Genomic DNA, 22,863 nt, shown 5'->3' on the forward strand with positions numbered 1-22,863 from the left:
CGCTAGGTCACCTCAAGTTCGCCGGTGACGGCTTTGGTGATGATCGCGGCGCGATATTCGGTAAGCCTTTCGATAGCGCTTTCTATATTCGAGGCAACATCGTTAAGCGCAGCCAGGTTTTCGTTGATATATGCGGCTATTCTTTCCTGATCCTCACGGGGTGGAATTAGGACGGGGATATTTCCGAGCAGCGTTTGGCTGAGCGACGCCCGAGTGACTAGATTCATCTCTTTGACCAAGAATGCCCTGAGGCTTGTGTTCCTAAAATAAAACTTTGAAAACTCAGGGAGCAGAATGTTTGGATACGGCCTCACGCGAATCAAAAAGCCAGCGAAAGTCGCACCGGGAATCGCCTTCAAGCAAACCGAAGACATCCCAATTTCTTCGATGGTTTCGGATGTTCGCGTAAAGAATATATCTCCACTTCTAACAGCATATCTATTGCGGTCGGCGTCTGAACTCTCCACAAGCCCCGTCACCTCCTGCGGCAATTCAAAATTCTTAAATACATCGCTATAGCTTACGAAAGGATATCCTTTTCCGAAGAACTCGCCCCCAATGTTGATGCCATTCTGGGCCCGCCCGATGAATCGTAATCTCCGCGCTTCCCAGTGCGCAGGGATGTCACCGAGCCAGTCGATGCCGCTGGGTTTCGTGGGGGCGGTGGGGTCGAGGCCCTTGGTCACCGCGCGAGTAATCAGCGCCGAGCGCTTCTCCGCCAGCAGCCCCAGCAAACCCCGCTTCTTAGCAATCAGGTCATCGATTTCGGCGGTTTTCTTTCGCAGAAAGGCATTGATCGCACGCTGACGATCCTGCGATGGGAAACCAATTTCGACATTCTTCAGTGCATAATGGCCTAGACCGAAGCGAGTAACCCCACGCGCCTCAAGCTTGTAATGGTCGTTGATGGTGTCGGTTTGTGCAGCCCAGCAGAAGAACTCGCCATCGAGCTCATCGTCCAAGGGCTCGACCATGGCCAGGTGATAGCCGCAGACCACCTCAGGCATATCCTGTGACACGTAGGCGGGCACCGCGATGTCGTCCCAGCTTTCGCTGTCTTTAGTCATCAGCACTTGGCCGCGCCGCAACCCGAAGCGGTTGAGTTCATGCAGTGTGACTGAGCCTGCCGATAGCTCCATGTCATCCTTGATCACGCGATTGTAGTAGACGTCCGTGTAATTGCAGAGACGGACTGGGATCTCGTCTTCGTGAACATGCTTGTCGACGTTACTCGTCTTTACATCCGCGATGAACTTGAGCCGTCGACGCTCCCAACTTTCCGAATAGCGAACTTGCTTCATTACACATGGCCCCCGCCCGCTTGCCCCAGCCGTTCCGCTTCCCAATCCTTGTAGGTCTTGCCGCTACCTTCGACCTTCCATTCAATAGTGCCGTTGGTAGGACGCCCATTCACAACAGCGCCTGCGGCGCTGGGGCTGGCAAAAGCAAAATTTTGGGTGAAGCGGCAGAACTGTCCCTCGCGCACCAGGACGCCATTGTCCATCAGGTCTTTGTGCAGTTTTGCGTAAGACGTGTGCTCGGTCCCGCGACCGCTCCAATTGTCGCGCGCTGTGGAACCTTCTAGAACCACGAAGTCGCCGTCCTCAATGATCGCGTGGGCATGCAGGCCATGTTTTCTCGTTACGAGTTCAAAGACCGGCGAGGCGGCTTCGCGCACATCCTCTCGGGTCAGCTTCGGGCGCTTGTTCTGCTTGAAGGCATCGACGCCGATCGCGGGCAGCACCATTAGGAGGTAGTCGAGAAAGCCTTCCATATTCGCCCGCTCGGCCTCCTTCAGAGAAGGGCGCGCGGGCGTGTTGCCATTCTCCAGCGCGATGCGACCAATGCTCTTGGCTTCCTCAACAAGGCGTGATTCGAGATATTTGATATGCGCCTTGTTCAGCGTGTTTGCCTGGGAGGTAACAAGGATCACCTTGGTCCACCAATCCTTCTTTGCCTCGTGGCTTCTGATCCGGTCAGACATGGCCTCGCCMTCGCCGATGTAGGCAAGGTCGGCCCCATATTGTTCCCCGAAGAGGAGATACACGCCGGTATATTGCGCCTCACGACGGCGCAGGGCTTCGGTGATCTGTGTGCGCGGCGTGACCAGCACGTGGCCGGTCCAGTTGAACACTTCCGCTGTCAACATGCCGTCCGGCTTGCCGCCGACGAAGTAGAGTTCGAGCGTCTGTCCCCGGCTACCTTCGGTCATGACACGACCTTTTTTAGTTGGGCAAGGATGTCCTTTTCCAGAGTAGTGATATCAGCCTCAATCGCCTCCAGTTCGCGCGGCGGCTTATAGACATAGAAATGCCGATTGATCGGTATTTCATAGCCGACCTTGGTCTTGGAATGATCGATCCAGGCATCGGCGACATAAGGCGTCACTTCGCGCGCTAGATAGCTCTCGCAGTGATCGCGCACGAGGTCCAGCAGCTTGGTATTGTCGGCGTCGCGATCATAGCCGATGGGAAGCTTGGGGGGCGCATTGTCTGGTAGTGGCACCAGCTCAACATCGCGCAGCTCTGGGTCTGGCTCAGGGTCGCCCTTGTTGTCTACGCAGACATCAGCGGTCTGGTCGCGTTCGCTCAGTGCGCTTATGAGGGCCTTGCGGACGTTGGCAGGGACCTTTGGCATGACACCAGCGAGCACGCTTTCGAGATGATCGGTGAACGTATCGCGGTTCTTGAACAGCTTGTCGCTGACGGCGGCTTCAAGTGCTGCAATGATGGCGGCCTGATGCGCTTCGCCCGCCGCGACTTCGGTCTTGTGATCCGCACTACCAAACTTCTTCTTGCTCTTGGCAAGATTCTGGAATGCCGACTCATTCACAACGCGCGCGATGCGTTCGGCGCTGATCTGGAAGTTTAAGCGCTGCGGTCGTTCTACCGTAACCTTGAGATAGCCAAAGTCGCAATTGTCGAAGATTCGGCAGCAGACCCGGTCTTCCCATTCTTCCTTGTCACTGTTCTTGACGAGTACGCGCGCGGTTGCGCCGTCCTGATAGTCGCCATAGAGCCGCACAATATCGGCAATCTGATCCGGATCGCCCGCCTCGGTTCCGGCAATCCGGTTTCGCTTGTCCCCTTTGCTCTTTGTCATCTTCACGTAGTGCCGCGAAGCATCGATGAGCTGTACCTTGCCGCGCCGGTGCTCAGGCTTGCGGTTCGAGACGATCCAGACGTAGGTTAGGATGCCCGTGTTGTAGAACAGTTGGTCAGGCAAGGCCACGATGGCATCGAGCCAATCGTTTTCGATGATCCAGCGACGGATGTTGCTCTCGCTCGGGCCTGGGTCACCGTTGAAAAGCGGAGAACCGCTAAAGACAATTGCGATCTTAGACCCCTCGCCGCCATGTTCTGGCGACGGGTGCATCTTCGATATCATGTGCATCAGGAAAAGGGTCGCACCGTCACGGATTGCAGGCAGACCTGGGCCGAAGCGCCCTGCGAAGCCTACTTCGTCGTGCTCTTTCTTGACCACGTCTTCTTGCGGCTTCCATTCGACACCAAAGGGTGGATTGGCGAGCATATAATGAAAGCGTCGACCATGATGCCCGTCGTCGGTAAGTGTGTCATCGAAGGCAATGTTGTCTACTGCTTCATCTTTRATCAGCATATCGGCGCAACAGATCGCCCAGCTTTCCGCATTGTATTCTTGCCCGAAAAGTTCGAGGTGGGCCTTATCGTTCTGGCTCTTGATCACATCCTCGGACACCGAGAGCATGCCCCCGGTACCGCAAGTCGGATCGTAAATCGTCCGAACGATCCCCGGTTTCCAGACATCTTCTTCGTCAGTGTAGACTAAATTCGCCATCAAGCGAATGACTTCACGGGGCGTGAAATGGTCACCAGCCTCTTCGTTCGCTTGTTCGTTGAATCGACGGACAAGTTCTTCAAAGACATCGCCCATGTCGGCATTGTCTAGGTCATTAGGGTGAAGTTTGACCTTCGGATCGGTAAATTCCTTCACAATAAGGAAGAGTCGGTTCGACTTGTCGAGCTTCTCGATCTCCGCTTCAAACTCAAAACGCTCAAAGATGCGGCGCACATTCTCGGAAAAGCCGTTAATGAAAGAATTTAGGTTTACTGCGATATTTGGCGGATCACCAAGCATCTTTTCAAAGGTAAACGCGCTAATGTTGTAGAGCGGTTGACGGCGACCTCTTGCTGCTTTTCGTCCCAGAACCTTGTGAAGAACATCGCCCTCCAGACCTTGAGCCTTTAGCCTTTCAAATTCAGCAATGACGTCGTCTTTGGTGGGCTGAAGTAGAAGATCAAGTCGCCTTAGAACCGTCATCGGCAACATCACTCGTCGGTACTGCGGAGGGCGATAAGGGCCGCGAAGCTTGTTCGCAATGTCGTAAACAAGATCAATTACTGCCTGCTTGTTAGCCACTATTATACCTTTTTAAATTTCGTTTTTTGAGTTGACGCGTCTCTGTTCTTCAATCCACTGGTCGACTTCCCCTTTTCGAAATCGCCAAGAGCCACCAACCTTAAAGCCAGGTATCTTACTCTCTGATGCCAGCCGGTATGCCGTCTTCTCTGTGATGCGAAGATATTCGGCGACTTCGCGGATAGTCAGGATGTCTGTATCCATTGCTTTGCCCGATTATTTCGACGATTTGAGAAAATAAGGAATAAACCGGCACTAATCAACCATTGTTTCCAAGAGCCCGCTTTCAGGCCTGGCTCTCGTCAACCCAGCCTATGGTCTCGGCCAGTTTCAGACTATCCCCCACGCTCGAAACCTCCCCCTCCCCGTCATCTCCCGCAGGCCCAGTTCCAAAACAATCCGCCGCGCCGCCTGCGGCGTCATTTCCAGCGTCTGCGCCACCATTTTTGCGGACACCAGCGGCTTTGCCATCACCAGCTCGACCAGTTCTGGCAGTTTTGAAGACGTCCGGCGCCCCTCCAGCTTTCGCTCCATCATCGCTCTCGCCAGCGTCAGCCGGTCATGTTCTTTCATGCCGGTCTCGGCGGCCGCCAAAAGGCCGTGGGCGATGGCGAGCAGGCGAGTTTCCCGGTCGCGATGCCGGCGCCGATCGACGGGAATGGATTTCAGGCCAAGGTTGATGGCAGCGAGATGGGTGCCTGACGTGATGCCGGCCTGGCGCAAAATCGAGGCGGCAAAGAGCCGGCCAAGCCAGGGTGCGTGCTGCAGCACCGAAAGCTCGTTCCAGGCCTCTAGGGCGACGATCGCCTGCAGCACCGCCGGCAGGTCTTGCACCTGCCGCAATACGCCGCGCCATTCGTCCAGCCGCGCGTCTTCGTCCCAGTCGAGATCGTAGATCATCGGATCTTTGTCTTGGCCGCCGCCACGCCCGGGCCGCCTTGCGTTCGCGATCGCCGCCTCCGATCGGGCCAACACCGCATCGATCGCGGCATAGTCGACACCCGGGAGGTTTTCGACGTCATCGAAATCGTCCCCCTCCCCTTCCTGATCGATCGCGGCCGGGCGCCGGTTGGCAGCTGCCGGCTCCGCCTCGTCAGCGGCGGCCGACGTTATTTCCGAGGTTTTCCGCAGCGTTCGAATGCCGTCGGCCGAAAGCGCCCAGCCGGGTAGCTGCACAGCAATGCGCCGGCGGGTGCGAAGAACGTCGCGGGCGATGGTCAGCTCGTGGGTCGGGGTGCGGATGTCGCGGGTGGCATCGTGGAGGACGAGATCTTCGAGATGGACGAGCTCGCCGTCGATCCACAGCGAGGCGCACGCATCGGCAAAATGCATGCGCTCAAGGAAGCCGGCCCCGACCGGGGAGCGGGCGATCCGCTCGTCCAGGCGGGTGAGAGCGATGCCGGCGTCGAACGCCGGCCGCATCAGGGCTGTCATGCTGATTTTCGCGAGGTCGTAAGCCATTGAAATCATGGTAAATGATTTGCTAAAGGAATGCTATCTCATAGTTATCATTCCTCACTCCTGATGATGTCCTAGGCCACGCCTAGCCATCGATAAGTAGCTCTTATCGATGGTAGATTGATTTCGCCCCGCAAATCAGAAAGAATCGGGGCAAATCACGGCCCTGGAGGCCGCGAAAACCGCCACTTTTGGAGCGCCCGTGGCCAAAGCCAAGAAATCAGCAACCGCGGTGGAGCGGCGCGCCGAAGAGCTCGATACGATCGCCGCCGTGCTGCCGATCGAGCGCCGCGACGAGCTCGCCGAACTGCTCACCGACCACGATGTCGAGACGCTGCGCCATCTCGTCAACCAGGGCATGGGCGACAACACACTTCGGGCGCTGACCTCGGACCTCACCTATCTGGAAGCCTGGGGATTGGCAGCGACCGGAAAAACCCTGCCCTGGCCGGCGCCGGAGGCGCTGCTGCTAAAGTTCGTCGCCCACCACCTTTGGGATCCGCAGCATCGCGAGACCGATGCCGATCACGGCATGCCGGCCGATGTCGATGAAAACCTTCGGCGCCAGGGGTTTCTGAGATCCGTCGGTCCGCACGCGCCGGCCACCGTGCGCCGGCGCCTGGCGAACTGGTCGACGCTGACCAGATGGCGCGGCCTCGACGGCGCCTTCGCCTCCCCTGCCCTCAAATCAGCCATTCGGCTGGCGATCCGAGCCGCGCCAAGACAACGTCTTCGCAAGAGCGCCAAGGCGGTCACCGGTGACGTGCTGGCAAATCTGCTGGCGACCTGCGCGACCGACAGTCTGCGCGATCTGCGTGACCGGGCGATCCTGATGGTCGCCTTTGCCTCCGGCGGCCGCCGGCGCAGCGAGATCGCCGGGCTGCGCCGCGAACAGTTGACCGTTGAGCCGCCGATCCCGGTCGAGAATGGCGCCCCCCTCCCCTCGCTCGCCATCCATCTCGGTCGCACCAAGACCACCTCCGGCGAACAGGACGATGTCGTCTATCTGACCGGTCGGCCGGTGGAGGCGCTCAACGCCTGGATGGTTGCCGCCAGGATCGAGGGCGGAAGCGTGTTTCGGGCCATAGGACGATGGGGGACGGTGTCGCGGCGGGCGATCGATCCGCAGTCGGTCAATGCGATTATCAAACAGCGGGCGGAGATGGCTGGGCTGGAACCGGGGGAGTTTTCCGCGCACGGGTTGCGGTCGGGATTTCTCACTGAGGCGGCCATCCGCAACATCCCGCTCCTCGAAGCCATGGAACAGTCGCGTCATCGGTCAGTGCAACAGGCGTCGAACTACTACAACAACGCTACACGTCCAAGCGGACGCGCCGCCCGTATGCTATGATGCTGGCGTCTGTTCTGTGTCCGAAGATAACGAAAGGTCTCCCGCTCGAGCTAAAGTGTGCCTATTTGCGTGAGCACCTCGCGCCAAAACTTGCTAACAGAGTAGGTAACCACAGCCCCTACCCTCGCGAAGGAGTTCGATCAGTAGGTCGACGGTTTCAATCCCGAGACGGCGCGTGCTTTGAGTGAGAGCTCCCCTCGCCGCTCTGCTCCGTAGTGAAAAAAGTTCGTTGGCAAACAGGTCGATTCGGCCGAGATCTCAATGTGTTCCGCGGCAAGAGTTACTACGGCTGGATTAAGCGATCACTTGGCTTGCGCTTTTCCAACGCCGGAGAGGAATCGAAGTTTCTCTCGGATAGCTAGATAACTCTTTGTTTTCCATGGATGCGAGGCTCGAAACCATCGATTTCACGGGAAGGACCAGTCGGTGTATTAACTGCTTGTTAACCAAAAAACTCTTGCCCGGCTGACAGAATCGGGGCCTATTGCCATCGGCGGAATTCTTTCGATTGTTCGCTTCAAACCGCCACTGGCAAGAAACGGGTTATGGGATGGCGAAAAACGCCGTAAAGACAGCGTCGGAAATCGAAGGATTGACCGCTTTGATGGAGCGGCATGCTGAGGCCCTGTCGGGACAATTGCAAGCGCATCATGTCAAGGTCTTTCCGCCGTCTGCAGAGAAAGGCATCCGAGGGTTTGGGCCGTCGGAGGCCGCAAAGCTTCTCGGCGTCAAAGAATCCTATCTTCGCCAAATCGCGTCCGACATGCCGGAACTGAACGTTAGTACGGGTGCGGGCGGCCGTCGTATATTTTCGATCGAGGATATCCATCAGATCCGGAAGCATATGGATCAGGTGGGTCGCGGAAATCGACGCTACCTGCCCCACCGGCGCGATGGCGAGCAACTGCAAGTCATTTCCGTGATGAATTTCAAGGGTGGGTCAGGCAAGACCACGACGTCGGCACATCTGGCCCAGTATCTTGCCATGCGGGGATATCGCGTGCTCGCGATCGATCTCGATCCTCAGGCCAGCCTGTCCGCCTTGTTCGGCAACCAGCCGGAAATTCATGTCGGTCCGAACGAAACGCTCTACGGCGCCATTCGCTACGATGAAGAACAGCGCCCGATCGAAGAGGTGGTCCGGGGAACGTACATTCCCGATCTTCATCTCATTCCCGGCAATCTTGAGCTTATGGAGTTCGAGCACGACACACCGCGCGCCCTAATGAGCCGCAAAGAAGGCGATACGCTTTTCTACGGGCGGATCAGCCAGGTCATCGAGGACATCGCCGACAACTACGACGTCGTCGTCATAGACTGCCCTCCCCAGCTCGGCTATCTCACGCTTTCTGCGCTGACCGCCGCGACGTCGATCCTGGTGACTGTGCATCCCCAGATGCTCGATGTCATGTCGATGAACCAGTTTCTGGCAATGACGTCAAATCTGCTGCGGGAAATCGAAAATGCTGGCGCCAGGTTCAACTTCAACTGGATGCGGTATCTCATCACCCGCTTCGAGCCGAGCGACGGCCCGCAAAACCAGATGGTCGGTTACCTCCGGTCGATCTTCGGCGAGAACGTGCTCAATTTTCCGATGTTGAAGACGACCGCTGTCTCCGATGCCGGGCTTACAAACCAGACACTCTTCGAAGTCGAGCGCGGCCAATTCACGCGTTCGACATACGATCGCGCCTTGGAGGCGATGAATGCCGTCAATGACGAGATCGAGTCTTTGATCAAGAAAGCGTGGGGTAGAACCACATGAGCCGAAAGGACCTTTTGGGGGTTTCCGCAACCGTTCCTGCCGCGCCCTCGCCGCACGACCCGCAATTGGCAAAGAGCCGCACCATGCCGCTTCTCGGCGTTGCTCGCAAGGACCGTGACCCGGCAACAAAGCTGACCGCCAATATCGGCAATGCTTTGCGCGAGCAGAACGATCGCGTGGAACGAGCCGAAGAAATCGAACGGCGTCTTGCCGAGGGCCAGGCGGTGATCGATCTCGATCCGAACATCATCGATCCCTCGTTCATGCAGGACCGGATGCCGGGCGACATCGATGGGCTGCTTGCGTCTATCAAGGAACAGGGCCAACAGGTGCCGATCCTCGTGCGCCCTCACCCTCATACGTCCGGTCGCTATGAAGTTGCCTTCGGTCATCGCCGCTTACGCGCGGTGACCGAACTCGGCCTGGCGGTCAAGGCGGTCGTCCGGGATCTTACGGACGAGCAACTGGTCGTTGCTCAAGGCCAGGAGAATAACGAGCGCCAGGATCTTTCCTTTATCGAGAAAGCGCGATTTGCCGCCCGTCTGAAGGAACGTTTCTCTCGAGACGTGATCATCTCATCGATGTCCGTCGACAAGGGCGATCTCTCCAAGATGCTCGCCATCATCGAAGCCCTTCCCGTGGACTTGATCGATGCCATCGGCCCTGCCCCCGGCATCGGCCTTAGAAGCTGGCAGGAACTGGCCGATCTGATCGAAAAGGCTTCCTCGGCCGACAACGTCCTCGAACGTGTGCGTTCCACCGAATTACAGGTGCTTCATTCCGCCGACCGGTTCAAGGCGCTGATTGCACATCTGAAGCCGCGCCGGTTGGAACGCGGTCTCCCTGAAGTCATGGCGAGCCCCGCTGGCGAGCGCCTGGCGCAGGTGAAGCAGAGCAAGGCGAAGGTGGAAATCATGATCGATCGGAAGGCGACGCCGGACTTTGCGGCGTTCGTGCTCGAGCAATTGCCGGCGCTTTATGGAGCGCACCGTGCGAAACAGAAACAGAAGAAGGAAGCGTAACGCGCAAAAGAAAAGAGCCCCCTCAACATTGCCGTCGCGGAAGCCCTTCTGTCTCTTTAGCACGAACAGAATCGCATTTCCTCGAATCCTCGTCAAGAGTCTTTGGCACCGATTTGGTGAGCAAATTTCTTTTGCCTGCTGAAAGGTAAGAGACGATGCAAACGGGAAATGTGACGACGCCCTTTGGGCGGCGGCCGGTTTCGCTTGCCCTGGTCAGACGGCAGCAAGCTGTTGCCGAGATCAAGGCGGGGAAGTCGGCAGAGAAGTGGAAAGTCTTTCGCGACGTTTCTGCGGCAATGGCGCTGCTTGGCATTCAGTCCAACAGCTTGGCGGTGCTTGACGCCTTGCTGAGCTTCTATCCGGAAAACGATTTGCGCCAGGACGCATCGCTCATCGTTTTTCCGTCGAACGCGCAGCTGTCATTGCGTGCCCATGGGATKGCGGGTTCCACCCTCCGACGGCATCTTGCGGCGCTTGTTGAGGCCGGCCTGATCATTCGAAAAGATAGCGCCAACGGTAAGCGCTACGTACGCAGAGACCACACGGGTGATATCGAGAACGCCTTCGGTTTCGATCTTTCGCCATTGCTGTCTCGCGCGGAGGAGCTCGCCATGTTCGCGCAGCAGATCGTGGCGGAGCGCGCCGCCTTCAAAAGGATGAAGGAGAATCTGACGATCTGCCGGCGCGACGTGCGCAAGCTGATTTCGGCGGCCATGGAGGAAGGGGCAGATGGCGATTGGCAGGCGATCGAAGGCATTTATGTAGGGTTGATTGCCCGACTGCCACGCACGCCATCGACCGCTGACGTGAACGCAATCCTCGAAGAAATGCAGATGCTGAAAGAGGAAGTGCTCAACCGGCTGGAAAATAAGGAAAAAGCAGAAAATCCAAGCGGCAATGCTGCCCATACCGAGCGTCACATACAGAATTCAAACCCCGAATCCTTTAGTGAACTTGAACCTAGCTCCCGAAAAGAGCAGGGGGCAAAATCGAGCGGGGCGAATGGAATCCAGCGAGAGCCGTTGAAGGCATTCCCGCTCGGCCTGGTGTTGAAGGCCTGCCCGCAAGTTATCGATTATGGGGCCGGCGGCGCGATAGGGAGCTGGCGCGAGTTGATGTCCGCAGCCGTCGTCGTCCGGTCGATGCTGGGGATCAGCCCGTCGGCCTATCAGGAGGCGTGTGAGATCATGGGGCCGGAAAATGCGGCGATCGCGGTTGCCGGCATCCTGGAGCGAGCAAACATGATCAATTCTCCGGGCGGATACTTGCGGGATCTCACGCGACGGTCGGAGCGAGGCGAATTTTCGCTGGGGCCGATGATTATGGCCTTGTTGAAGGCGAATGGCCTGGCGCAAACGAGAGCGGGGTAGGGGCGGCCGGGCCATTTCGAAGAGAACCGCGGGGAAGTTTGCCCCCTCCAAAGGCTCCGTAGAAAAGTTGGTCGCGACCAACTCTCCTAAACCCTTGTAGTCGTTTGATTTTTTAATTTCGATATTTTGGAGCGAAATCACCAGCTGGGAGTACGGTCTTCGAGGAAGACCGAGGGGGTAATCTCCGATAGGCGCGGCGTCGGGCGGCAGGAGAAGCGAGCCAGTCGTCGGATCATCGATCCTGCAGATAGGCCAAAGGCGCATCATCGTATGAAGAGGCGCTCGATCTCCCCGCGCTGTTCGGCGTGTTTGGGCGGATTGTCGTTCCTTAGTTTTTGCAGGTTGAGGATCTTCCAGCGGACCGCCGGCAAGGCGAGGGCGTGCGGCAAGCCGATAACCTCGAAGTCGGGGTCACCATCGTGAAGGGACAGCAGAAACGTGCGGGCCTTGTCATCAAGGCGCTCCTGGATGTCCTTCAGGAACCGCTCCCGGACATCCAGCAATTCGTCTAGCGAGACCTTCTCGATTGTCATCCCATCGAATTCTTGATTGAAGACATGTGCGACGTCTGCCCTATTGGGCTGCAGCAACTCGTGGGGCGGGCGTCCGGAGCTCGCCACGTAGACGAGGAAGGTGCGAAACAGCGGGTCGGTCAGTCCCTCGTTTTCATAAAGCAACTTGATGTCGAAGAGATCGCGCGGATGCTGGCGATCGACCGCTGCATGCATCTTGCCGCCGAAGAGGTCTTCGAAGGCGACAACCTGCATTTCTGCAAAACCAAATTGATCTTCGACCCGCTCGCTGACCCTGCGTCGTTCGACGGGGTGCACCGTGCCGCGGGCGACCGGAGAGGTTTCGATCTTGATTGCGGTCTGGCCCCGCCTCACCTCGACGCGTGTATCGCCGCCGCCACCGCCAGCTATTCGCTTTGTCCGGACGCCCTTGATACTTTCGACCTTCCCAGCGACCCGGTCGAGGGCCTCGTCGATTTCGGCCAGGCTCGCGACCCTCGGTTTGAGCGGAAGGTAGGTCAGGTCGATATCGACCGAGAGACGCGGGAGATCTCTGTAGAAGAGATTGATGGCGGTTCCACCCTTCAAGGCGAAAACTGGTTCGTCGGCAATCATCGGCAAAGCCTGAACGAGGAGCTCGAGCTGGAAAATATACTGTTCACGGGCCATCGTTGCCCTCCGGCTTCCCGGGAAGATACTCTTCCGGAATGGTGATACGGTATGTGGGATGCAGTTTACCGCCCTTGATGAATGAACGGTCGCCGCTTCCAAGATCGACGATCGATCGGTCGACATGCTTGAGCCAGGCATGCTCGTGGCGGTCGGCAAATACGAAAAAAAGCCTTTTCACCTGGACCTTGGTGCAGTCGGCCAGAAGCCCGGTGATACGACGCGGGCGCAGGTTGGTCAGACCCTCGAAGATCGTATCGATGTTGTGAAAGCTTTCGTTGCCCGGCAGTTCGTCCAGCGCTTCGAGGATGGCCCGCTCCGGCGCTGAAGCGCGTATCGTCCAGTTCTGTAGAAACAGGATGGCGTTGCCGTCCGGTTCAGCCGCCAGTGGTTCGATCCCAAGATCCGCCGTCTTGAAGAGTCGCGTGCTGCGGAGGACGGGGAGGCCATTGGTGGGAAGGTTCACGAGCCAGCGGGGCGCATCGCCATAGAAGAAGACTTTTTCGGCGTCCCCCAGTGCCAGGTAGTGCACATGCCCGCGAAGCCCGAGCGCCGTGCGGCCGCCGACGTGGAACTGGTAATTCATGATCGTCTGTGCAGACATGACGGCAATGCGCCAGTCGATGCGTTCTTCTGCCGAACCATCCCGCGAGGGACGCCGATAGACGCCATGTACGACTGGCTCCAGCCAGCCGCGGCGCAAATAATCATGTGTCGAGCTCCGGCGGATTTCCATTTTCCGCATCCATGCGGAATCCACGATGAAGCCTGCCGGGACCTCATCCAGCATTGACTTTAATTTGTCGCGTTTTTGATCGCTCATGACGGACAAAAATGGCACCTTTTAAAGTGGCCGGCAAGAAGACTTTATAAAGAGGGAAAAATGTCCGTTTCTAACGGACTTTCACGGCCAATCATGTGGCGGCGAAACCTGCCCGTCATTGTCTTGAAGCCATTTTGCCCAAAGCTGCAGAAAGGCACGATAGTTCTTCATGCCCACACGCAAAAAATGCAATCCTGCGATCCTTCTCTTTCGTACTCACGAAGCAGAACGCCCGAACCGGCGCGCCAGGTGTGCTTCGACCGTGCTCATCAAGATAAAGCACGCCGCCATGAGCAAGACCGTTGCGTAAGACCTTGCAAAAGAGGGCAGCCGTTAGCGCAGCCCCTGCAGTCAGCCCCGCTGGCAATTCGAAAGCAGCTCCCACGTCGGCAGGCAAACCTCCTTGCGAAAGGTCCGGGAGGCCTGTTCCCTTCGGCAGATAATGGTATCGCCAAACGTCAGGTTGGTAAAATGGAGCTTGGGAGATCGGGTGGTTGCCGATGTTTTTTCGCATGGCTCCAGCTAATCGGCTGCTTAGGACGCCGTCATTCAAATGGCCGACTGCGTGACCCATCTCCGGTTTCCATATCCGCTCGATCGGTAGGTTGATCATCGGCGTGGAGATCGCCAATAGGAACGACGCGTTCAGGGGGAGGGAACCGTCATCGCGTTTTTCAGAGATCAGTGGCCAGAGCTCGTCGATCAGCATTTGGCAACGGCGCGGGATGTCGATGCTGAAATTTTGCGGGTTTCCCATCGGCGTTCATCTCCTGGCGATCGAACCCTCGGGCGAGGGCGCCATCGCCGTCCACTGACACATTCCTATCCCGGTCCCAGTCCCGAACCGCACGTAAAATTCTCAAATTAGCTAGTCCCTTGGCTCTTCTGCGCTATCGGCTGCGATTTGCTCGTTGGGATGATTTCCTATTTTAGTTTGGCCCGACTTCTAAGGCGAAATGGAACAAAACAAGAACTAAATTAGTATTCTTACGCACATGAAGTCCTATTCAACGCGAACCAGGGGAAGCCCGTGGACAATGTCCCTCGCGCGCAACGCCCGGGGAGGAGCTGAGGGAGCGGATTGCACACCTGGACGCTCCCTTCGCTTTAGCACCTCGTGCACAACTCGTCGCGGATCGGTTCGACTGGCATCGCCTTCGGCCCGGGCTGTCGGCAAAGCTGAAGCATGGCCGTGCCAGTCTTCACCCGAGGGCTTCGATCCCTGACGCAGCATTACCGGATCTTGGCCGAAAGGGAAGCTTCGCCGGTGGAAGCGGTGGGACATGGTGAGAAGGCGGTAGAGGAAGAGGAGGGACGGGAAAGCTGTGACGGATTGAGAGGGTTGGAGAGAGGCTCCGCCCGGTCCGTCATGGAGAACCGACATGGCCCAGGCCATCCAGAAAATCACCCTCAGTGCAGCCCGGGATATTCCCTTCAACAAGCTGGTGCTCAGCCAGCAGAACGTCCGCAAGATCAAGGCGGGCGTCTCAATAGAGGACCTGGCGGAAGACATCGCCCACCGCGGGCTGCTCACCAGCCTCAATGTCCGCCCCGAACTCGACGGCGATGGCAAGGAGACCGGAATTTATCGCATTCCCGCCGGCGGACGCCGTTATCGCGCCCTCGAGCGCCTCGTCGCGCAGAAGCGATTGGCCAAAACCGCCGGCGTTCCCTGCATCGTCAGCAAAGGCGAAACCCTAGAAGTCGAGGACTCGCTCGCCGAAAACGTCCAGCGCGTCAGCCTACATCCGCTCGACCAGTTCCGCGCTTTCCAGACCTTGCGGGAGCAGGGGCTCGGCGAGGAGGAGATCGCCGCGCGCTTCTTCATCTCGGTCGCGACCGTCAGGCAGCGGCTTCGTCTGGCGTCCGTCTCACCGCGGCTTCTCGATCTTTATGCCGAAGACGAGATGGCGCTCGAACAGATCATGGCATTCTCGATCACCAATGACCACGTCCGCCAGGAGCAGGTCTGGGACACGATCTCGCGTTCGCATAGCCGCGAGCCCTATTATATCCGCCGGCTGCTGACCGAAACGGCGATCCGCGCCAGCGACCGCCGCGCCGTTTATGTCGGTATCGAAGCCTACGAGGCCGCAGGCGGCATCACCATGCGGGATCTGTTTGATCAGGATCAGGGCGGATGGCTGCAGGATCCGGCGCTGCTTGAGCAGCTTGTGATGGAAAAGCTCAAGTCCGACGCCGAGGCGATCCAGGTGAGCGAGGGCTGGAAATGGGTCGAAGCGGCCGTCGATTTTCCGTACGGCCACACGTCCGGCCTGCGCCGCTTCTACGGCGAGCAGGCAGAAATGACTGAAGATGAACTGGCACGCTATGACGCCACCCGCGCCGAATACGACAAGCTCGACGCAGAGTATGCGGAGGCAAACGAGTGCTCGGAAGCGACCGAACAAAAGCTGGAGGAGCTTGGTGCCGAGCTCGACCGGCTCAACGACCGACCGTTCGTGTTCGATCCCCAGGAGGTCGCCCGCGGCGGTGTCTTCGTGTCGCTCGGCGCCAGTGGCGACCTCAAGATCGAGCGAGGCTTCGTGCGTCCCGAGGACGAGCAGCAGGCTGAGGCCGATCCGTCGGCTGATGTCAGCGACGGTCGTGCGGATCATGGCGGTGATCTACGAGTATCCGGCGGCGCCGGCGGTGAAGGCACCGAACCGGACGACGAGGACGAAACGATCAAGCCGCTTCCCGACCGACTCGTTCTCGATCTCACGGCAGCGCGGACGATCGCTTTGCGCAACGCACTGGCGAACAACCCGGTCATCGCCTTTGTCGCCGTCCTGCATGCCTTTGTTCTAAAGACCTTCTACGTCTACGGATCGGATTCATGCCTGGAGGTGACGCTGCAGAGCGCTCGCTTCAGCCAGACGGCCGGCCTCGGCGATACGGTCTGGGCGAAGGAGATCGATCAAAGGCACGATGGCTGGGGCCAGGATTTGCCCAAGGATCCGAACGATCTCTGGGATTTCCTGATCAAGSTCGACGAGGTCAGCCGCCAGGCCTTGTTTGCCCATTGCGCCTCGTTGTCGGTCAACGCGGTGATCGAACCCTGGAACAAGCGGACACGCGCCATCGCCCATGCCAATCAGCTCGCCAGTTCGATCGGCTTCGATATGGTGGAAGCCGGTTGGACGACGACCGCCGATAATTATCTCGGCCGTGTCACGAAGGCGCACATCCTGGAGGCGGTTCGTGAGGCAAAGGGGGACCAGGCGGCAGAACTCATCGGCCATCTCAAGAAGGCCGACATGGCCTGCGAGGCCGAGCGGCTGATGACGAGCTGCGGCTGGTTGCCTGAACCCCTTCGCATGACGATCGGGGAAGGCACCATCGAAAGCGACGCTGGAGATGACGCCGTCGAGCCCGATCAGGCTGAGACTACGGAAATTCAGGACCTGCCGGCCTTCCTGCTCGACGCGCCGGAAACGTCGGACGATGACACCGGCGATACGGAAAGTGGGCTCGACGGCGATCATCTCGCCGCCGCTGAATAGGTTCACGAGCATCACATCGGCTGACCCGGCCGCCGTTGCGGTCGGGTCTTCTTTCCCAACAGCCCGGCCACCGTGCCGGGTTTTTCCGTTTCAGGAGACACCTATGCCTGACTTCACCATCGAGACCACCTATCACCTGCCAGTCTTCCGGCATCGCACCTACGCGGCCGACATGCTGGACGCGGCGTGCCGTGCTGCCATCGAAGATGAGAGCTGGGATATCGCCGAGAAGGACGTCGATTCCTCGGGTCCAATTCATATCACCGGCATCTGGGAAGGCGCACATGCGGCCTATGCAGGTCCGCCGGTCCAGATCCCGCCGCAGTTCGATGAACCTGTCCGGCGCCGGGCGCGTCATTTCGAGATCCTGCTCGGACTGCTGAAGATCCTGTTCGATGACGTTCGTGCTGCCCGGCCGTCGTCGCTCGATTGGCTCGACCGATCTGCCTGGGCGATCGCCCGAGGAGAAGCCATTCTCGCCGGAGACCCGGATCCTGAAGAGCCGGTTGATCAACCAAAGCCTTCCCACGTCCTGGTCAGGCTCCAGGAAAATCGTGTGCGGGACGCAATCACCGCGGTGATCGATGTCGACTCGAGCTTTGAGGGTTTAACACCCGAGGCCGTGACCGACGACGAGGTCCATGCTGCATGCCTGTCAATCGCCACCACGATGGATTTTTCCGACATGGTCGGGAACGCCGAATTCCAGGCGGCGCTCTTGGCAATCCGGTCGACGCACCGCCGGCTGGCTCCCGATTGATTCCTCTTCCCAGCATCCTTCCCACCTCGCCCGGCCATCGCGCCGGGTTTCCGCTTTTAAGGAGACAGCTTATGACCACTCTCACCTCCAACAACCCGTCCGCCCGTTCCGCCTTCAAGGTCGATATCTCCCGCGGCGAGCGGATCGGCCGCGTTTCGTCAGAATGGTTTTCCCGTCCCGACGACGAACGGTTCCTGTCGCTGAGCGATCTCTACGACACCGTCCGGTCCCGCGCCGAGCGCGCCCATGCCCGAACGATCGAAAGCGCTGCGATCCGCGTCGAGGCAACCCGCGACAATGCGGAGCGGCTTGAGCTTCTCGTTCCAGGTCAGCGCCAAGCCATCGCACCGACGCATTGGAGCTACGGGCAGCTTTGCAGCCTCGTTGGCGCCCCCGCCACCTATATGCGGCAATTGCCCGCGCCGCTCGCTGCCATCAATCTGCAGCACGGTCTGCTCAACCATCGTGCCGAACTCGTCAAGACGCTTGAGATGGATGACGGTCGGCTGGAACTAAGGGCCGTGACCGGACCGGAATACGGTCGGATCTGGGATCATGAACTGGTCTCAGCGGTGATGAAGATCGCCGGCAATGGGACCGGTGACACGATGTGGAAAGTACCAGGTGTTCTCGACTGGGCGACGATGACCCACAATCCCTTCGTCGACATCACCAAGGACACGACCACTCTTTATGCCAGTGATCGCGACGTCTTCCTGTTCCTCGTCGACGACACCCATCCGATCGAAGCCGGACGCCTGCCAAACGGTGAGCCCGACCTCTATTTCCGCGGCTTCTACGCCTGGAACTCGGAGGTCGGATCGAAGATGCTCGGCATCGCCTCCTTCTATCTGCGAGCGGTCTGCGCCAACCGCAATCTCTGGGGCACGGAGAATTTTGAGGAAATCACCATCCGCCACTCGAAGTTCGCCGCGCCGCGCTTCGCCCACGAGGCAGCACCCGCGTTGACGAGTTTCGCCAATTCCTCACCAGCCCCTTTCATCGCCGGCATCAAGGCGGCGCGTGAGCAGATCGTCGCCCGCAAGGACGATGATCGCGAAACCTTCCTGCGCCGGCGTGGATTCTCAAAAGGTGAGACCGGCAAGGTGATCGAGATGGTGCTGTCGGACGAGGGACGGCCACCGGAGTCAGTCTTCGATTTCGTACAAGGCATCACCGCGCTGGCGCGCACCAAGACCAATCAGGACACGCGTCTGGAACTCGAAGGCAAAGCGAAAAAGCTGCTGGAGAGTGCCTCCTGACACGCCTTGAGACAGGCCAGACTAACCTCACCACCACCACCACCATCAGCCCGGCCGCCGTGTCGGGCATTTCCGTTCGTGGAGCACTGCAATGGCTATACCCGATTACGCTCGCTTGAATTTCGACACGCTGCTTCGCGCCGCGTCCGATGGCAATCTCGCTCTCATGGAATGCCTTGATGCCGCCACACGCGAGCCGCGTTACGTGCTCTGCGCCGTCGGCCGCAGTGACGGCGAATGCGCCTTCACGCCGTTTGGCCATCTTGCCGAAGGCAATCCCTACGATGCCTATCTGCCGCCCGATCTCGATGATCCGACTGGCTTCCTCGTAAGCCCGACGACCTAGGCACTGACAATAGCCGGCGGTTTAAGCCGGCGATTCCCGATCCCGCCCTGGCTTCCCGATTTCGTTCCTCCGACTTCGGCAGGACGCTGGATTCCCTGTTCTTTCCTCACTCTTGGAGCATCCTTCGATGAATATCATCTCGCATCGCCAAATCGTTTCCACCTCTCCACGTCCTGATATCAGAACGCGCGCTGAAGCACTCATGGATGCTGGCGGCAAGATCACGCCGCTTTTGGAGCAAGGTAAAGTCCTCACCACAGCTGACCTGCGGCAAATTATGACCGAGGTTATCGGCGGCAGCGACGCCGAGGGCCTCTGGCTCTGGAAGGAGGCCTATGAGGCGACCGAGATCGCCCAGGTGCTGTTCCTCCGCAAATTCCGCACGATCGTATCCGGAAGCCAGTCGCCCCACGCGGCGCTAGCGATGCTGACGAAAGTGGCAAACCTCACGCCGACCCATACACGCCGATCCGAGGAGAGCCAGGCACTACAGCAATTCTCGACGCCAATCCCGCTTGCCTACGTCGCATCTCGTGCTGCGAGCATCACAGCCGCTGACGTGGTGCTCGAGCCGTCGGCTGGGACCGGCATGATGGCGATCTTTGCGGAGCTCGCAGGCGCTCGCTTGGCGCTCAACGAATATGCGGTGGTCCGGCACTCGCTGCTGGGGCGGCTATTCGCCGGGGTTTCAGCCTCTCGACACGATGCAGCGCATATCGACGATTACCTCGACCGGTCCATTCGGCCGACCGTGGTGCTGATGAACCCGCCATTCTCCGCCGGCGTTCATGTCGAAGGTCGCGTGGCTGACGCCGCCTGGCGGCATCTTTCCTCCGCATTCGCGCGGCTTGCTCCCGGTGGGCGGTTGGTCGCCATCACCGGCGCGAGCTTTTCTCCCGACAATCCCGCATGGCGGGACGCTTTCGTGCGGCTGCAGGAGAAGGGCACGGTGCTGTTGACCGCAGGGGTCGACGGTGGCATCTATGCCCGTCATGGAACGACGATGGAAACCCGGCTGATCGTGATCGACAAGATCCCGGCCGACAATCCGTCGCAGCTTGTGACGTCGAGCGGCACTGCGCGCGATCTCGAAACACTGCTCACCTGGATCACCGGCCTTCCGCCCCGCGCGCCCGCGGCGACGTCGAACTCCGTCGGTGCGCTCTCCGGCGGCGGCCTGCGCGCCGACACGATGCGTCCAGCAGCGGTTGCCGCACCGCCGCATCGCCCTGCGGTCGGCGGGCGGCTGCAGCCTTCACCAACGGCCCTCCCTGCACCCGTCGATGACGAGATCATCGAACTCTCCTACGAGCTGCGGGACGCTCAGCCCCCTAAGGATGAGACAAATGCTGCTGACGGTATCTACGAGACCTACCGGCTGAAGTCGATCCACATTCCCAACGCAAAACCTCATCCTGACACCCTTGTCGAATCCGTTGCGATGGCCTCGGTCGCACCGCCGAAGCCGAGCTATCGCCCGCACCTACCGAAGCGCATTGTCACCAGCGGCGATCTCTCCGACGCCCAGCTTGAAAGCGTCATCTATGCCGGCGAAGCCCATTCCGGTTACCTCGCTGGCCACTGGAGCCTCGATGCCTCCTTCGACAATCTCAAGGCCGTCGCACCTGACACGGAGCATGCCGTTCGTTTTCGCCGTGGATGGTTTCTTGGTGATGGCACGGGCGCGGGAAAAGGCCGCCAGGCTGCCGGCATCATTCTCGACAATTGGCTGAAGGGTCGCCGTCGGCACGTCTGGATTTCCAAGTCAGACAAGCTGATCGAGGACGCGCAGCGCGACTGGAGCGCGTTGGGTCAAGAAAAGCTGCTGGTGACCCCGCTGTCGCGGTTCCGCCAGGGCAGCCCGATCAAGCTGGAAGAGGGCATCCTCTTTACGACCTTTGCGACGMTGCGCACCGACGAGCGGGAAGGCAAACGCTCGCGCGTCCAGCAGATCGTCGACTGGCTCGGCGACGATTTCGACGGCGTGATCGTCTTCGACGAAGGCCATGCGATGGCAAACGCAGCCGGCGGCAAGTCCGAGCGCGGCGACAAGGCGGCGTCGCAGCAGGGCAGGGCGGGGCTTCGTCTGCAACGTGCCCTTCCGGATGCCCGTATCGTCTATGTCTCTGCGACCGGTGCAACTGATGTGGAATCCCTTGCCTATGCCGAGCGCCTCGGTCTCTGGGGCAGCAGCGACTTTCCCTTTCCCACACGCTCCGAGTTCATCGCCGCGGTTGAGGATGGCGGTGTCGCTGCCATGGAAGTTCTCGCAAGAGACCTGAAGGCTATGGGCCTCTATGCCTCGCGTTCGCTTTCCTTTGAAGGCGTGGAATATGAGATCCTCGAGCACGAGCTGACCGATGAGCAGGTGCGCATTTACGATGCCTATGCCCAGGCGTTCCAGGTCATCCACAATCATCTCGACGCAGCCATGGAGGCGTCCGGCATAACCGGCAAAACCGGAACGTTGAACAGACAAGCCAAGGCCGCCGCACGCTCGGCCTTCGAGAGCTCGAAGCAGCGCTTCTTCAATCATCTTCTGACCTCGATGAAGACGCCGGCCCTTCTCAAGGCGACCGCTGCTGATCTGCAAGAGGGTCACGCTGCGATCGTTCAACTCGTCTCGACGGGTGCGGCTTTGACCGAGCGCCGGCTGGCACAGATCCCGACCGAGGAATGGGGCGATCTGCAGGTCGACGTGACGCCGCGGGAATATGTCATCGACTACCTGATGCATTCCTTCCCGGTGCAGCTCTTCGAGGAATATTCCGACGCCGAGGGCAATCTCAGCTCGCGGCCGGTTCATGACGCGGACGGCAACCCTGTCATCTGCCGGGAGGCGGAACGTCGGCGCGACGAGCTAGCCGAAACCTTGGGTAGCCTGCCGGCGATCCCGACGGCCCTCGACCAGATCGTCCAGCATTTCGGCACCAGCCAGGTCGCCGAAATCACCGGCCGCTCGCGCCGCATCGTCCGGCGCGAGGACAGCAGCTCCATCGCCCACTATGCGGTGCAGAGCCGGCCGGGCAGCGCCAATCTCGACGAGGCCCGCGCCTTCATGGACGACGAGAAAGGCATTCTGATTTTCAGCGACGCCGGCGGGACCGGCAGATCCTACCACGMGGATCTCGCCGCCAAGAACCAGCGCCTGCGTCTTCACAACCTTCTGGAAGCCGGGTGGCGCGCCGACGTGGCGATCCAGGGGCTCGGGCGCAGCCATCGCACCAACCAGAAACAGCCGCCGCGCTTCCGGATGATCGCCACCAACGTCAAGGCCGAACGACGCTTCCTCTCGACCATCGCCCGGCGTCTCGATACGCTCGGCGCCATCACCCGCGGCCAGCGCCAGACGGGTGGGCAGGGGATGTTTCGCAGCGAGGACAACCTCGAATCCCAATTTGCCCGCGACGCGCTGCGGCAATTCTATGGATTGCTGCATGCCGGCAGGATCGAAGGCTGCTCGCTGGAAACGTTCGAAAGCATCACCGGCCTGTCGCTGACATCGGAGGAGGGCGGATTGAAGGATGAGTTGCCGCCCATCCAGACATTCCTCAATCGGATGCTGGCACTGACCATCACCATGCAGAACCGGCTGTTCGAGGCCTTCGAGCAGCTGCTGGC

At 59.4% G+C, this 22,863-nt stretch carries 17 protein-coding genes; 9 read left to right on the forward strand and 8 right to left on the reverse strand.

The genetic code is table 11. The annotated features are described in order from the left end of the window. Window positions 1-2: 2 nt before the first annotated feature. The 5 genes from AC1ECN_RS26680 to AC1ECN_RS26700 all read right to left on the reverse strand — a co-directional run bounded on the left by AC1ECN_RS26680 (window position 3) and on the right by AC1ECN_RS26700 (window position 5,868). Window positions 3-1,301: a restriction endonuclease subunit S gene (locus AC1ECN_RS26680; RefSeq protein WP_168285414.1), complete on the reverse strand. Its 1,299-nt coding sequence runs from the start codon at window positions 1,299-1,301 to the stop codon at window positions 3-5. Further along, window positions 1,301-2,212, reverse strand: coding sequence for a GIY-YIG nuclease family protein (locus AC1ECN_RS26685; protein ID WP_477954603.1), 912 nt, complete (start codon window positions 2,210-2,212; stop codon window positions 1,301-1,303). The genes AC1ECN_RS26680 and AC1ECN_RS26685 overlap by 1 nt, the downstream gene beginning before the upstream one ends. Beyond that, a complete protein-coding gene (locus AC1ECN_RS26690) occupies window positions 2,209-4,398 on the reverse strand; it encodes an N-6 DNA methylase (RefSeq protein ID WP_206117024.1) in 2,190 nt (729 codons plus the stop codon). The genes AC1ECN_RS26685 and AC1ECN_RS26690 overlap by 4 nt, the downstream gene beginning before the upstream one ends. A 12-nt stretch (window positions 4,399-4,410) precedes the next feature. Beyond that, window positions 4,411-4,602: a helix-turn-helix domain-containing protein gene (locus AC1ECN_RS26695; protein WP_477954609.1), complete on the reverse strand. Its 192-nt coding sequence runs from the start codon at window positions 4,600-4,602 to the stop codon at window positions 4,411-4,413. A 126-nt stretch (window positions 4,603-4,728) separates the two neighbouring features. Beyond that, on the reverse strand, window positions 4,729-5,868 hold the full coding sequence (locus AC1ECN_RS26700; RefSeq protein WP_477954610.1) for an RHE_PE00001 family protein: 1,140 nt from the start codon (window positions 5,866-5,868) through the stop codon (window positions 4,729-4,731). 190 nt (window positions 5,869-6,058) lie between these two features. Here AC1ECN_RS26700 and AC1ECN_RS26705 point away from each other — a divergent pair, with 190 nt between their 5' ends. The 4 genes from AC1ECN_RS26705 (at window position 6,059) to repC (ending at window position 11,364) form a co-directional block, all read left to right on the forward strand. Then, complete coding sequence (locus AC1ECN_RS26705) at window positions 6,059-7,207, forward strand: site-specific integrase (protein ID WP_477954611.1); 1,149 nt, start codon at window positions 6,059-6,061, stop codon at window positions 7,205-7,207. A 550-nt stretch (window positions 7,208-7,757) separates the two neighbouring features. Then, a complete protein-coding gene (gene repA, locus AC1ECN_RS26710; protein ID WP_017969074.1) occupies window positions 7,758-8,972 on the forward strand; it encodes a plasmid partitioning protein RepA in 1,215 nt (404 codons plus the stop codon). After that, entirely contained in the window at window positions 8,969-9,994 is a 1,026-nt protein-coding gene (gene repB / locus AC1ECN_RS26715) for a plasmid partitioning protein RepB (protein ID WP_477954613.1), read from the forward strand. The genes repA and repB overlap by 4 nt, the downstream gene beginning before the upstream one ends. Window positions 9,995-10,149: 155 nt before the next feature. Beyond that, window positions 10,150-11,364: a plasmid replication protein RepC gene (repC, locus tag AC1ECN_RS26720; RefSeq protein ID WP_477954614.1), complete on the forward strand. Its 1,215-nt coding sequence runs from the start codon at window positions 10,150-10,152 to the stop codon at window positions 11,362-11,364. A 263-nt stretch (window positions 11,365-11,627) separates the two neighbouring features. Here the strand turns inward: repC and AC1ECN_RS26725 are convergent, their stop codons facing one another. The 3 genes from AC1ECN_RS26725 to AC1ECN_RS26735 form a co-directional block, all read right to left on the reverse strand. Next, window positions 11,628-12,545 (reverse strand): nucleotidyl transferase AbiEii/AbiGii toxin family protein, encoded by a 918-nt coding sequence (locus AC1ECN_RS26725; protein WP_017969077.1) that lies wholly within the window; start codon window positions 12,543-12,545, stop codon window positions 11,628-11,630. After that, window positions 12,535-13,368 (reverse strand): type IV toxin-antitoxin system AbiEi family antitoxin domain-containing protein, encoded by an 834-nt coding sequence (locus AC1ECN_RS26730; RefSeq protein ID WP_477954627.1) that lies wholly within the window; start codon window positions 13,366-13,368, stop codon window positions 12,535-12,537. Before AC1ECN_RS26730 ends, AC1ECN_RS26725 begins: the two co-directional genes overlap by 11 nt. Before the next feature lie 115 nt (window positions 13,369-13,483). Beyond that, window positions 13,484-14,125, reverse strand: coding sequence for a hypothetical protein (locus tag AC1ECN_RS26735; RefSeq protein ID WP_477954616.1), 642 nt, complete (start codon window positions 14,123-14,125; stop codon window positions 13,484-13,486). 625 nt (window positions 14,126-14,750) lie between these two features. Between AC1ECN_RS26735 and AC1ECN_RS26740 the strand changes: the two genes are divergently transcribed. The 5 genes from AC1ECN_RS26740 to AC1ECN_RS26760 all read left to right on the forward strand — a co-directional run. After that, window positions 14,751-16,874 (forward strand): ParB/RepB/Spo0J family partition protein, encoded by a 2,124-nt coding sequence (locus AC1ECN_RS26740; protein ID WP_477954618.1) that lies wholly within the window; start codon window positions 14,751-14,753, stop codon window positions 16,872-16,874. A gap of 103 nt (window positions 16,875-16,977) precedes the next feature. Further along, a complete protein-coding gene (locus tag AC1ECN_RS26745; protein WP_477954620.1) occupies window positions 16,978-17,634 on the forward strand; it encodes a hypothetical protein in 657 nt (218 codons plus the stop codon). 71 nt (window positions 17,635-17,705) lie between these two features. Beyond that, on the forward strand, window positions 17,706-18,896 hold the full coding sequence (locus tag AC1ECN_RS26750) for a DUF932 domain-containing protein (RefSeq protein ID WP_477954622.1): 1,191 nt from the start codon (window positions 17,706-17,708) through the stop codon (window positions 18,894-18,896). A 91-nt stretch (window positions 18,897-18,987) separates the two neighbouring features. Continuing rightward, window positions 18,988-19,242, forward strand: a complete 255-nt coding sequence (locus AC1ECN_RS26755; RefSeq protein WP_477954624.1) for a DUF6117 family protein — start codon at window positions 18,988-18,990, stop codon at window positions 19,240-19,242. 127 nt (window positions 19,243-19,369) lie between these two features. Then, the coding region (locus AC1ECN_RS26760; protein WP_477954625.1) for a strawberry notch-like NTP hydrolase domain-containing protein at window positions 19,370-22,863 on the forward strand (3,494 nt) is incomplete at its 3' end.

This window comes from Rhizobium sp. 01N447_2 (assembly GCF_056399245.1).

Bases quoted from the DNA above. Each gene is read 5' to 3' on its own strand.
- AC1ECN_RS26680 (WP_168285414.1), bottom strand. From the start codon at position 1,301: ATGAAGCAAGTTCGCTATTCGGAAAGTTGGGAGCGTCGACGGCTCAAG.
- AC1ECN_RS26695 (WP_477954609.1), bottom strand. From the start codon at position 4,602: ATGGATACAGACATCCTGACTATCCGCGAAGTCGCCGAATATCTTCGC.
- AC1ECN_RS26700 (WP_477954610.1), bottom strand. From the start codon at position 5,868: ATGATTTCAATGGCTTACGACCTCGCGAAAATCAGCATGACAGCCCTG.
- repA (WP_017969074.1), top strand. From the start codon at position 7,758: ATGGCGAAAAACGCCGTAAAGACAGCGTCGGAAATCGAAGGATTGACC.
- repB (WP_477954613.1), top strand. From the start codon at position 8,969: ATGAGCCGAAAGGACCTTTTGGGGGTTTCCGCAACCGTTCCTGCCGCG.
- AC1ECN_RS26725 (WP_017969077.1), bottom strand. From the start codon at position 12,545: ATGGCCCGTGAACAGTATATTTTCCAGCTCGAGCTCCTCGTTCAGGCT.
- AC1ECN_RS26730 (WP_477954627.1), bottom strand. From the start codon at position 13,368: ATGAGCGATCAAAAACGCGACAAATTAAAGTCAATGCTGGATGAGGTC.
- AC1ECN_RS26735 (WP_477954616.1), bottom strand. From the start codon at position 14,125: ATGGGAAACCCGCAAAATTTCAGCATCGACATCCCGCGCCGTTGCCAA.
- AC1ECN_RS26745 (WP_477954620.1), top strand. From the start codon at position 16,978: ATGCCTGACTTCACCATCGAGACCACCTATCACCTGCCAGTCTTCCGG.
- AC1ECN_RS26750 (WP_477954622.1), top strand. From the start codon at position 17,706: ATGACCACTCTCACCTCCAACAACCCGTCCGCCCGTTCCGCCTTCAAG.
- AC1ECN_RS26755 (WP_477954624.1), top strand. From the start codon at position 18,988: ATGGCTATACCCGATTACGCTCGCTTGAATTTCGACACGCTGCTTCGC.